Raw genomic sequence first — 11,656 nt, forward strand, 5'->3', positions numbered from 1 at the left:
TCACGCGTTGCGCCATTGCGGCTTGCGCTTGTCGAGGAAGGCCTGCACGCCTTCGCGCTGGTCTTCCGAATCGAACAGCGCGACGAAGGCTTCACGCTCGGCCGCCAGCTGCGATCGCGGCGGCGCCGTGCGCGCGCCCTGGATCAGCTGCTTGCAGGCGGCGACGCTGGTCGGGCTCTGGCCCTGCGCGCGCTCGGCCCATTGCAGCGCGAGCGTCAGAGCCCCGCCCTTGGGCGCCAGTTCATCCACCAGCCCGATGCGCAGCGCCGTCTCGGCGTCGACACGCTCGCCCAGCAGCACCAGGCGCTTGGCCCAAGCCTCGCCAACCGTCCAGCTCAGCCACTGCGTGCCGCCCGCGCAGGGCAACAGGCCCACGGTCGCCTCGGGCAGCGCCATCAGCGCATGCGGCTCGGCGATGCGAAGGTCGCAGGCCAGCGCGCATTCGAGGCCGCCTCCCATCGCGTAGCCATTGAGGGCCGCGATGCTCACTCCGCGGAAACCCGCCAGCGCGTCGAAGGCTTCGCCGAAGCGGCGCGCCATCGTTGCGGCGACGCCCTTGTCGCCATCGGCGAAGAGCTTCAGGTCGGCGCCGGCGCTGAAGAACTTCTCACCCTCGCCCGTGATGACGAGCGCGCGGATCTCGCGGTCGGCGTTGAGATCGGCCACCAGGCGCGTCAACGCCGCGAGGCTGTCCGCGGTCCAGGTGTGGGCGGGCGGGTTCGTCAAGGTGACGACGGCGGTGTGGCCGCGTCGCTCCAGGCGCAGCCCGGCGTAATGGATGTCGCTTTCGGTTGAGAGGGGCATGGTGATGAATGGAAGAAGAAGTGTGGTTGGCGACGGCCGCTGGCCCTCACCCCTGCCCTCTCCCGCAAGCGGGAGAGGGTGTAAGAACGAGCGATCGCTGCCGGGTATTACTCCCTCGCCCGCTTGCGGGAGAGGGTTGGGGTGAGGGCCAGCGGCGGTGGCAGTGCAAGAGCGCTGGACATGGCCGCTCTCTCGCAAGCGGGAGAGCAAGAGGCGCAGGGAGCGAGAGCGCCGTGGTCACCGAATCGCTTCAGGCGCGTGGTCCTGCAGCATCCGCCGCGCGACGATGACCCTCATGATCTCGTTCGTGCCTTCGAGGATCTGGTGCACGCGCGCGTCGCGCAGGTAGCGCTCCAGCGGGTACTCGCGGATGTAGCCGTAGCCGCCGTGGATCTGCAGCGCCTCGTTGCACACGCCGAAGCCGATGTCCGTCGCCAGCCGCTTGGCCATCGCGCAGTACACCTGCGCGTCGGGCGACTTCGCATCCAGCTTGGATGCGGCCAGCCGCACCATCTGCCGCGCGGCGACCAGCTCGGTGGCCATGTCGGCGAGCTTGAACTGCAGCGCCTGCATGTCCGCCAGCGCCCGCCCGAACTGGCGCCTCTCGTGCATGTAGCGCTGCGCCGCAGTCAACGCGCCCTGCGCCGCGCCGACCGAGCAGGTCGCGATGTTGATGCGGCCGCCGTCCAGCCCCTGCATCGCGATGCGAAAGCCCTGCCCTTCCTCGCCGAGCAACTGCGCCGCGGGCACGCGCACCCCATCGAAGGCGATCGCGCGCGTGGGCTGGCTGTTCCAGCCCATCTTGTCCTCCTTGCGGCCGTACTCGATGCCCGCGGCATCGGCCTCGACCAGGAAGGCGGAGATGCCATCCGCGCCCGCCCCGCCGGTGCGCGCCATCACGACCAGCACGTCGGTCGCGCCCGCGCCGGAGATGAAGGCCTTGCCACCGTCGAGCACGTACGCATCGCCGTCGCGCCGCGCCGCCGTGCGCAGCGATGCCGCATCCGACCCCGCGCCCGGCTCGGTGAGGCAGTAGGACGCGAGCTTGCTCCCCGCGCACAGCGCCGGCCCCCATTGCGCCGCGACCTCGGGCCGCGCGAACGCCGTCACCATCCACGTCGCCATGTTGTGGATGCTCAGGAACGCCGTCGTCGACGGGCAGGCCGCGGCCAGCTCCTCGAAGACCAGCGTCGCGTCCAGCCGCGGCAGTCCAAGCCCGCCCGCCGCCTCATCCGCATAGAGCCCGCAGAAGCCCAGCTCGCCCGCATGCCGCAGCGTGTCGCGCGGGAAGATCCTGCCCGCGTCCCACGCCGCCGCCTGCGGCGCCATCTCGTCGCGCGCGAAGTCCCGCGCCGCCTGCTGGAAGGCCCGCTGCTGCTCGTTCAACTCGAAGTCCATGGGCGGCTCCGCCTCACTTCAGGCTGATCGTCGTGTTGACGCCGCCGGTGGACGCATCGTCGAACCAGCGCGCCGTCACCGTCTTCGTCTGCGTGTAGAAGAGCACCACCTGCTTGCCGTAAGGGCCCAGGTCGCCGAGCTTGGACGCGCGCGATCCCGTGAACGAGAACAGCGGCACCGGCACCGGAATCGGCACGTTGATGCCGACCTGGCCGACGTCGATCTCGTCCTCGAAGCGCCGCGCCGCCGCGCCGGACTGCGTGAACAGCGCGGTGCCGTTGCCGTTGGGGTTGGCGTTGATCATCGCGATCGCCTCGTCGAGCGTGGCGGCCTCCGCGACGCACAGCACCGGGCCGAAGACCTCCTGCTCATAGATGCTCATGCCGGGCTTCACGCCGCTGAACACCGTCGGGCCGACGAAGTTGCCCTCCTTCAATTGACCGCTCAGCGGCGGCAGCCGGCCATCGAGCGCCAGCGTCGCGCCATCCTCGATGCCGCGCGCGATGAGCCGCTCGACCCGGTCGCGCGCCGCGCACGAGATCAGCGGCCCCACGTCCGTCGTGGCCGAATCGCCGGCGCCGACGCTCAGGCCCTTGGCCTTCTCGATCAGCTCGGGCAGCCAGTCGCGCGCCGCGCCGACCAGCACCGCCACCGACACCGCCATGCAGCGCTGCCCCGCCGCGCCGAAGGCGGCGCCCACCAGCGCGTTGAGCGTCTGCTCCTTGTGCGCATCGGGCAGCACGACGGCGTGGTTCTTCGCGCCCATCATGCATTGCACGCGCTTGCCGGCCTTGGTCGCGCGGTCGTGCACCAGCGTGCCCACGCGCGTCGAGCCGACGAAGGACACCGCGCGGATGTCCGCGTGGTCGCACAGCGCGTTGACCACGTCCTCGCCGCCATGCACGACGTTGAGAACGCCCTTGGGGATGCCGGCCTCCAGCGCCAGTTCGACCAGCCGCATCGTCACCATCGGATCCTGCTCCGAGGGCTTGAGCACGAAGGTGTTGCCGCAGGCGATCGCCATCGGGAACATCCACAGCGGGATCATCGCGGGGAAGTTGAACGGCGTGATGCCGGCGCACACGCCCAGCGGCTGCAGCAGGGTGTAGGTATCGACGCCGCCCGCCACGTTGTGCGCGCGCTCGCCCATCTGCAGCGAGCCGATGTTGGCCGCGTGCTCCACCACCTCCAGGCCGCGGAACACGTCGCCCTCGGCATCGGCCAGGGTCTTGCCCTGCTCCGCCGTCAGCGTCGCGGCCAGCGACTTGAGGTGGTCGCGGATCAGCTGCTGGTACTTGAGGAAAATGCGGGCCCGCGCGCCGATCGGCGTCTTGCGCCAGGTCTTGAAGGCCTCGCGCGCGGCGGCGACGGCGGCCTGCACTTCGTCGGGCGTGGCCATCGGCACGCGCGCCAGGCGCTGCTGCGTCGCGGGATTGATCACGTCGCGCCATTCGGCGCTGCGGGATTGAACGAACTCGCCGTTGATCAACAGCGGAATGCGCGGCACATCGTCGCGGGTCATCGTGTCTCCTGGTGCTCCCCTCGGTCAGGGGCTCCAGAAGAATCTATCGGCGAACGGCCCGCGCGGCGCGCCCGCGCCCCGCTGTGAAAAGGAAAAGTGGCGAAGCGCTTCGCAGCCCGGCGACCTGTCCCGCGAAGTTTGCGAATCAGCGGACCGCGCAGCGGGTCGCGCCACGCATGACGCTCAATCGGCCAGGCGCCTCAGCTCATCGAGGAATCTCGCCGCCGCCACGTCCGACGGCCACGGCTCCCACGGCGTGCCGCCGTACTGTGCCTGCAAGGGATCGGTGTCCAGCACGGGATGCGTGATGCCGAGCACCTCGCGCACCTCGCGCTCGGACCAGCCGGTGCAGTGCACCGCCTCGGTCGCGGCGGCGATGCTGTCGGCGCGCTTGTGCAGCGCATGGGTGTCCGGCGTCCAGTCCGGCATCCGGTAGCGCGTGGCGATGGCCTGCATCAGCCGGTCGCCGACGATGCGGAAGGGCTCGCCCAGCACGCGCTTGAGCGGCGAGATGCAATCGAAGCCGAGGAAGCCTTCCTCGGCGTCATGCAGCAGTTCAGCGCGTTGCAGTGCGAGGGAGAGCGGCGCGTCGGCCTCCTGCGCCCATTGGCGCCGCAGCGCCAGCACCAGCAGCGAGTGCTGCGCGACGGACAGCGGCCAGGGCCAGGTGGATTCGCCGCCCCAGCGGTAGGTGCGCGCCAGGCGCAGCGCGAGGTCCTGGTCGGTCCAGGCCTGCGGCGACGGATTGATCAGGTCGAGCGCCGCCCCGGAGGGCAGGCGGATCCAGGCGCGGAGATGGTCGGTCATGCGGCCGACTGTAGCGAGCCGCCCCGGCCAGGATTGGCAGCAACGGCGGCTGGGGTTCAGTCCGTCCGGCGTTCAGCGCAGCCGCCGTTCAGTGCAGCCCGTTCAGTCCAGCCGGCGTTCAGTCCATCTGCTCGCGCAGGGCCTTGGCCTTGGCGCGATAGAACTTCGCGGAGCCGGCGTTGCCGGCCTTCTCGAAGCGGTCCGCCGCGGCGGTGGCCGCCTTGGCCGCCTCGTCGAAGGCCTGGATGATCAGTTGGCGGTCATCGCTCGGCTGCAGCTTGCCCGCCGCGAAGCGGCCAGCCATGTAGCCCTCGTCCGGGATATCGACGACGCCCAGCGCCAGTTCGCCCTTGGCCGCGCGGCCCAGGAACATGCGCTTCACCGCGGCGCCCTGCTGCTCCTTGAGCACGCCCAGGCCATCGGCCTGGCCGCCGGCGCAGGCGCCGTCCCAGCGGGCCGAGCCGGCGGCCCAGCCTTCGGGCGGGGTGGTCACGGTGCAGGCCGCCAGCGTCGGCTGGCAGGCGACGGTGAGGGTCAGGCCGGCCAGCGCCAGCACGCGGAGAAGAGCGAAGGAACGGAGCTTCATGACGGCGGAGTATCCATGTCCGCCGGCGCGACCGCGCGTTTCCCCTCGATGCCGGAACCGGCATCAACGGCCCTGCCGATTTCATTGGTGCGGCCAGCGCCCGCTTCCTAGCATCCTCCGCGGGTTCCAAGACCGCCGCGGCACGACCCGCGGCGGCGCGAACCCGGTCACGACAACCACAAGACCGGAGACAAGACATGACCCTCACCCCTTCGCGCCGCGCGAGCGTGTCGCGCTGGCTGCGCCACGCGCGCGCCGTCCTCGCCCTGGGTGCCGCCGTCGTCGGCGGCAGCGTCGCCGCCGCGCCCTGGACGCTCACCGGCTCCCTGGGCACGCACGATCCCAGCATCTACAAGACCAGCACGACCTGGTGGATCTTCGAGACCACCGACAACAACGGCATCGGCGTGAAGTACTCCAGCGACGGCCACGCGTGGACGCAAGGCGTGCCGATCTTCGGCAGCGGGCTGTCCTGGTGGCAGCAGTACGTGGCCGCCGGCAAGCCGGCCCAGGTCTGGGCGCCGGGCTGCGGCGAATGGGGCTCGATGGGCTACTGCTACTACGCGGTGTCGAGCTTCGGCTCGCAGAAGTCGGCGATCGGGCTGACGACCTCCGCTGGCGGCATCGCGGCCGGCAAGTGGGTGGACCAGGGGGCGGTGATCACGTCGGCGCCCGGCGACAACTTCAACGCGATCGACCCGGCGCTGGCCAAGACGACGAGCGGCAGTCCCTATCTGGTCTACGGCTCGTTCTGGAACGGCATCTTCATCCGCCCGGTCAGCAGCACCACGCTGAAGCCCTCGGGCACGCCGGTCAACATCGCGCGCGACAACGTCAACGGCATCGAGAACGGCTTCGTGATCTCGCATGCGACGAACGGGACGACCTGGTACTACCTCTTCGCGTCCAAGAACGCCTGCTGCAAGGGCGCGGACAGTACCTACCGCATCGTCGTCGGGCGCTCGAGCTCGATCACCGGGCCCTATGTCGACAAGGCCGGCGTGGCGATGATGTCGGGCGGCGGCACGGTGCTGGCGTCCAGCGGCTCGCGCTTCAAGGGACCGGGCGGGCAGTCGCTGCTGGCCGATGGATCGGTCATCGCCTGGCATGCCTACGACGCGCAGAACAACGGCGCGCCGGTGCTGTTCATCAACAACGTGACCTGGGGCTCGGACGGGTGGCCGCAGCCCGTGTGGTGAGCGTCCGCCGCGTCGCGGTCCTCGCGGCGGTGCTGGGGGCGCTGGCCGGGCTCGTGGCCGGCTCGCTCGTCGGCCCTGGCCGCGAGCCCGTCACGCTGGCCCGGCTTCTCGCTCCAACAACGACGGCGCGTCCAGCGCAGCCGGATCCCGCCTTCGCGGCGGGCGCCGCCTCGGCGCCCCGGCTCGCGCCGCTGCCGGCCGGCGCCGACCTCGGCGCGCTGCTGCGCGCTCCGCTGTCGGAACTCCGGACCAGCGTGTTGACCGCGCTGCGGCACCGGTCAGAAGGCGGCTGGCTGTACGCGCGCGCGCTGGCGCGGCAGTGCTCGGTGCTGGAGATGATCGAGATGCGCGACCGCCTGGTGCCCGCCGCCTTCCAGCCGGCGATCGACCTGAACCAGCCGGTCGCGCAGCACGCGATGGCGCTGCGCGACCAGCTCGCGGCCGGCTGCTCGCAGCTGCAGCCGGACGAGCTGCGTGAGGCGATGAACGTGCCGCCGGGCGCGATCGATCCGCTGATCGCGGTGATGGACCAACCGGCCCGCCCCGGCAGCGCGCAGGCCCGCGAGCGCCTGGCGGCGATCCTGTCGCGGCCGGACCCGTTGATGCTCGCCGAGCTCGGCCCCAGCCTGCTGGCGCGCGACGGCGAGGCCATCGTCTTCGACGGCAAGCGCATCGAGGGCGATGAACGCCAGCTGCTGGAGGCCGCAGCGATCCTGCTGCCCTGCTCGCTTGGGCTGGTCTGCGACGGGCAGGACGTGAACGTCTGGGGGCCCTGCCTCATCGACGGCATGTGCCAGGCGTCGTCCCGCGAGGACTTCGTGATGAACAGCCTCCAGGCCAGCGAGCATCCGGAGCGCCGCCCGGCGGTACTCGCCTGGGTGGAGCGGCTGCGCGCGGCGGTCGTCGCGCGCGACGTGGATCGCTTCCTCAAGCCGCCGACATGAGCGCCGGCCCGGGCGGCGATATCCGCGTGCTCAGGCGGCGGCGGTCCCGGCCGGCGAGGCCCCGACCAGCTCGCAAAAGCGCGCCAGGTCGACATTGCCGCCGCTGATGACGATGCCGATGCGCTGGCCCTGGAGCTGGTCCTTCATCGCCTGCACTGCGGCGAAGCCCAGGCAGCCGGTCGGCTCGACCATCATCTTCATGCGCGTCGCGAAGAAGCCCATCGCCTCGACCAGCGCGGCATCCGGGACGGTGACGACGTCATCGACCAGGCGCCGGATCAGCGCGAAGGTCAGGTCGCCGAGCTGCTGCGTCTGGACGCCGTCGGCGATGGTGCGCGGCGTGTCGATGTGGACCAGCTTGCCGCTGCGGAAGGACTGCTGGCCGTCGTTGCCCGCATCGGGCTCGACGCCATAGACCTTCGCGGCCGGCGACAGCGCCCGCACCGCCAGCGCGGTGCCCGACAGCAGCCCGCCGCCGCCCAGCGGCGTGAACACGGCGTCCAGCGGGCCGACCTCCTCGATCAGTTCCTTCGCCGCGGTGCCCTGGCCGCTGATCACGTCGGCATGGTCGTAGGGCGGGATCAGCGTCAGGCCATGCTTCTCCGCCAGGTCGCGGCCGATCTGCTGGCGGTCCTCGGTGTAGCGGTCGTAGAGGACGACTTCGCCGCCGTAGCCGCGCGTCGCGGCGATCTTCGCGGCGGGTGCGTCCTTGGGCATCACGATGGTGGACGGCATGCCCAGCAGGCGCGCCGACAGCGCGATCGCCTGCGCATGGTTGCCCGAGGAGAAGGCCACCACGCCGCGCCGGCGCTGCTCGGGCGTGAAGCGCGACAGCGCGTTGAACGCGCCGCGGAACTTGAAGGCGCCCATGCGCTGGAAGTTCTCGCACTTGAAGAAGACGCGGGCGCCCAGCCGCTCATCGACGGTGCGGGACGTGAGCACCGGCGTGCGGTGCGCCTGGCCCTCGATGCGACGGGCGGCGGCCTCGACGTCGTCGAAGCTGGGGAGGTGCCGCGACGCGTCGGCGGATGCGGGGGCGGATACGGAGGCTGAGGGCATGGCGGGCGTGGCGGTCAATCTCGGCTCCTGGTCGATGGGACGCGCCATCATGCCTGCGCGCTGTACCGCAACAGGCTCAGGCCTGCCATACACCGTAGCCAGCCTCGCGCAGGCCGATGGCCAGTTCCACCTCCATCTCGCGCGCGGCCTCGTAGGGCATCGGGTTGTAGACCTCGTAGAGCCGCGGCAGCAGGCGCAGGCCGTAATCGAAGACGAAGCGGTTGGCCTGGATGCCGGCCTTGTGCTTGTCGAAGCGCAGGTCCGGATCGAGGCCCGTCATGCCGACGTAGACGAAGGGCATGCCGAGCCGGTAGTCCGGGTTGGCCTTGCGAAAGCGCGGCTCGTTCCAGACCTGGTCCGCGAGCTCGACGACGTAGACGTGGTGGTGATGGCGCTTCTCGCGCGGCGCCTTGGGTGCAGCGGCCGTCTTCACCTTCCTGGCGGGCGCGGCCGCGGCCTCGCCGCCTGCCGCCACAATCGCCTTCTTCTTCCGTTTCCCGACGCCATCCGCCATGCCCTTGTCCTCTTACCTCTCCACCTCGCCGGACGTTGCCGAGCGCGTGTTCATCCACGACTCCGCGCAGGTGATCGGCGACGTGACGATCGGCCCCGACAGCTCCGTCTGGTGCAACACCGTGCTGCGCGGCGACGTGAACCGGATTGTCATCGGCACCGGCAGCAACATCCAGGACTTCGCGATGGGCCATGTCTCGCACAAGTCGGCGAAGAAGCCGGAGGGCTCGCCGCTGATCATCGGCGACCACGTGACGGTGGGTCACTCGGTGATCCTGCATGGCTGTCGCATTGGCAACGAGTGCCTGATCGGCATGGGCTCGATCGTGATGGACGACGTGGTCGTCGAGGACCGCGTGATGATCGGCGCCGGCAGCCTGGTGTCGCCAGGCAAGGTGCTCAAGAGCGGCCACCTCTACATCGGCCGGCCGGCGGTCGCGGTGCGCGAGCTGACGGCCGAGGAGATCGCCTACCTGAGGTACTCCGCCGAGCATTACATCCGGGTCAAGGACAACTACCTGGGCGGCTGATTGGCGCTGCCGCCGACTCCGCAATGCTGAAGCGGAAACTCCGCCTGCCACCGATGGCCGCGCAGGCGTAGCGTCCGCATCCTTTGGTGATGCAAGCCAAGGTTGCGGCGTCGATCGCCCGAGATACCGAACGTGCCGAACGCGCGGCGAGCCGAAGCCCGCCAAGCGCCACGCCAGCTCGCCCCCCGGGCGCACTGCCTCGGCAGAACGCCCTTCAGCGCCAAGTCGACGCCAGCCCGCGCATCCGGGCGCAACAGCAGCAGATCGATCGGCTGCTCAGTCCGCCGCTGCGCGTGCCCCAACGCGCCGAGCGTGCCCTGCCAGTCGCTTCAACGGGAACGGTCGGGGCCGTCGTGCAGCGGGCTCGGTTCACGCTGAGCTTCCCCCAGGTCGGGCAACTGCAACTCGCGGGGCCGCGTCAGCACCTCTTCATCGACTTCCTGGCAGGCGCTGGCTACACCTACGACAGCCGCAGTCGCGCCGTCAACACCGGCGCGAACGGCGCCGCCGACTTCGCCACCTTCAAGCAGCAGTTCGACGCCTACGTCCTGCAGCACCAGGTGGTCGAGCTCGGGCCCGAGGAACGACTGGCGGGGATCCGGTCGGCGGGGGAACGACGGGTGCGAGAGAAGTATCCGGGCGCCGAGATCGAGACGCTGGCCAAGGAGGGCAAGAACAACTGCGGGATCTATCGCGTTCAAGCGAAGGACGCGGCGGCCATCGTCATCAAGGTGCTCTCGAAGGGCCTGCCCGCAGCGGCAGGCGCGGCGACGCGCGTCCCCGCGCTTCGCGAGCGCTTCATTGACCCGGATGAAGGCGCCCCGATCGACATCGGCATTCCCCTCGCTTTCGAGGAGATCCAGGAAGGACCGCTCTCCTTCGGTCTCGCGACCTACCAGGCGCATGGGGTCATGTCGCTGAATGCGGCGTTGGAAGTGCAGGACCTCCCCGTCGAGCGGCTACGAGGGGCCGCTCGCGGGCTGGGTTGGCGCATCGCGGCATTCCATGTCGCGCCGATCGAGCGCAACGACGTGAAGGACGGTTCGTACCTGGTGCACGGCGACCTCAATGCCTCCAACCTGATGCTGTCCATGGATGGCGTGGTCGGGCTGGTCGACGTGGACGACCTGAAGCTGGGCGACATCGGCCACGTGAAGTGGGATCTGGACAGTCTCCTGGGCAGCCTGCGCACGGTGCTGGTGGCGCGATACGGAGCGCCCGCGGCGGAGAAGGTCGCGGCGCAGATGAAGCAGGGTTTCGTCGAGGGCTATACGGCGCGCCTGGCGAGCGTGCGTGGCAGCGACGACATACTGCGGCAGTTGTCCGGCACCCTGTCCGGCTGACCCCACGCACGCTGCACGGCGTCAACAGCGTCAACGGCGAGGCCTCACCCGGCGGCCCATCGCGAGAACCGGATGGCTGCTGCCTTCGCGCTGCTTCCGAGACGGTGCAGAAGTCCTTCCTGCAATACTCCCCCGCATGTCTCCCAGCGCCGATCAGCCCTCCCTCTTCGACGACTTCGATCCGCCGGCCGACGCCCTGCCCGGCGGCATGCGTTATGAGTCCGCTTTCCTGTCGCCCGAGGAGGAGCACGCGCTGATCGCGCTCATCGGCGCGCTGCCGCTTGAAGCGGCGCAGTACAAGCAATACACCGCGCGCCGCCGTGTCGTCAGCTATGGCGGCAGCTTCGACTACGACGCCAACCGCCTGCGCCCCGCGCAGCCACTGATCGAAGCGCTGCATCCGCTGCGCGAGCGCGTCGCGCAATGGGCGGGGATCGCGCCGGATGCCCTCGTTCACACGCTGGTCGCCGAATACGCGCCCGGCACGCCGCTCGGCTGGCACCGCGACGTGCCGGACTTCGAGGACGTGTTCGGCGTGTCGCTCGGCGCCCCGGCGACGCTGCGATTCCGCCCCTACCCGCCCGATGCGCCCAAGCGCGCCGACGTCCTCAAGCTCACCGTCGAGCCGCGATCGATCTACGCGCTGCGCGGTCCTTCGCGCTGGGCGTGGCAGCACAGCGTCGCGCCGGTCGAGCGGCTGCGGTGGTCGATCACGTTCCGGACCGCGCGAGCGAAGTGATCGATGAACACGGGGCCTGCGTCGAAGGCCCCACGCGACGCCGGTCCTTTGCGTCAGGCCGCTTGACCGTCCTCGCGCCTCGCCCCTACGATCGCGCCCGCTTCGCAGTCATCGCCATGACCTGCACCGAGCCGTAAGCGTTTACGTCAGCCAACGCGCAACCCCGCCGGTTCCCCGACGCAGCAGCGTCGCGCCGGCTTGCGCATAGGCAT

General features: G+C 70.3%; 12 protein-coding genes. 5 read left to right on the top strand and 7 right to left on the bottom strand.

Annotated features, from left to right (window positions below; translation table 11 throughout):
• From FHT38_RS12760 to FHT38_RS12780, 5 genes are all read right to left on the bottom strand, one after another.
• Complete coding sequence (locus tag FHT38_RS12760; RefSeq protein WP_183491992.1) at positions 1-804, bottom strand: enoyl-CoA hydratase; 804 nt, start codon at positions 802-804, stop codon at positions 1-3.
• Between the two features lie 237 nt (positions 805-1,041).
• Entirely contained in the window at positions 1,042-2,202 is a 1,161-nt protein-coding gene (locus tag FHT38_RS12765) for an acyl-CoA dehydrogenase family protein (protein ID WP_183491993.1), read from the bottom strand.
• 13 nt (positions 2,203-2,215) lie between these two features.
• Positions 2,216-3,724 carry a CoA-acylating methylmalonate-semialdehyde dehydrogenase gene (locus FHT38_RS12770; RefSeq protein WP_183491994.1) on the bottom strand — a complete coding sequence of 503 codons (1,509 nt, stop codon included), beginning with the start codon at positions 3,722-3,724 and terminating at the stop codon, positions 2,216-2,218.
• 183 nt (positions 3,725-3,907) lie between these two features.
• On the bottom strand, positions 3,908-4,531 hold the full coding sequence (locus FHT38_RS12775; protein ID WP_183491995.1) for a phosphohydrolase: 624 nt from the start codon (positions 4,529-4,531) through the stop codon (positions 3,908-3,910).
• A 118-nt stretch (positions 4,532-4,649) separates the two neighbouring features.
• Positions 4,650-5,117, bottom strand: a complete 468-nt coding sequence (locus tag FHT38_RS12780; protein ID WP_183491996.1) for a hypothetical protein — start codon at positions 5,115-5,117, stop codon at positions 4,650-4,652.
• Between the two features lie 197 nt (positions 5,118-5,314).
• On the opposite strand from FHT38_RS12780, the gene FHT38_RS12785 reads away from it, so the two are divergent.
• Both FHT38_RS12785 and FHT38_RS12790 read left to right on the top strand, forming a co-directional pair.
• Positions 5,315-6,316, top strand: a complete 1,002-nt coding sequence (locus FHT38_RS12785) for a family 43 glycosylhydrolase (protein WP_183491997.1) — start codon at positions 5,315-5,317, stop codon at positions 6,314-6,316.
• Positions 6,313-7,260, top strand: coding sequence for a hypothetical protein (locus FHT38_RS12790; protein WP_183491998.1), 948 nt, complete (start codon positions 6,313-6,315; stop codon positions 7,258-7,260). The genes FHT38_RS12785 and FHT38_RS12790 overlap by 4 nt, the downstream gene beginning before the upstream one ends.
• Before the next feature lie 30 nt (positions 7,261-7,290).
• On the opposite strand, the gene FHT38_RS12795 is transcribed toward FHT38_RS12790, so the two are convergent.
• The gene (locus tag FHT38_RS12795; protein WP_183492480.1) at positions 7,291-8,319 is read right to left on the bottom strand and encodes a threo-3-hydroxy-L-aspartate ammonia-lyase; all 1,029 of its coding nucleotides are present in this window, start codon (positions 8,317-8,319) and stop codon (positions 7,291-7,293) included.
• 76 nt (positions 8,320-8,395) lie between these two features.
• The gene (locus FHT38_RS12800; protein WP_404935727.1) at positions 8,396-8,794 is read right to left on the bottom strand and encodes a hypothetical protein; all 399 of its coding nucleotides are present in this window, start codon (positions 8,792-8,794) and stop codon (positions 8,396-8,398) included.
• 37 nt (positions 8,795-8,831) lie between these two features.
• Here FHT38_RS12800 and FHT38_RS12805 point away from each other — a divergent pair, with 37 nt between their 5' ends.
• The 3 genes from FHT38_RS12805 (at position 8,832) to FHT38_RS12815 (ending at position 11,444) form a co-directional block, all read left to right on the top strand.
• The gene (locus FHT38_RS12805) at positions 8,832-9,362 is read left to right on the top strand and encodes a gamma carbonic anhydrase family protein (RefSeq protein ID WP_183491999.1); all 531 of its coding nucleotides are present in this window, start codon (positions 8,832-8,834) and stop codon (positions 9,360-9,362) included.
• Positions 9,363-9,451: 89 nt separating this feature from the next.
• Positions 9,452-10,705, top strand: a complete 1,254-nt coding sequence (locus tag FHT38_RS12810; RefSeq protein WP_183492000.1) for a phosphotransferase — start codon at positions 9,452-9,454, stop codon at positions 10,703-10,705.
• 136 nt (positions 10,706-10,841) lie between these two features.
• Positions 10,842-11,444, top strand: coding sequence for an alpha-ketoglutarate-dependent dioxygenase AlkB (locus tag FHT38_RS12815; protein WP_183492001.1), 603 nt, complete (start codon positions 10,842-10,844; stop codon positions 11,442-11,444).
• The last annotated feature ends 212 nt before the right edge of the window (positions 11,445-11,656 follow it).

The organism is Mitsuaria sp. BK041, assembly GCF_014193085.1.
Taxonomy (GTDB): Bacteria; Pseudomonadota; Gammaproteobacteria; order Burkholderiales; family Burkholderiaceae_C; genus Roseateles.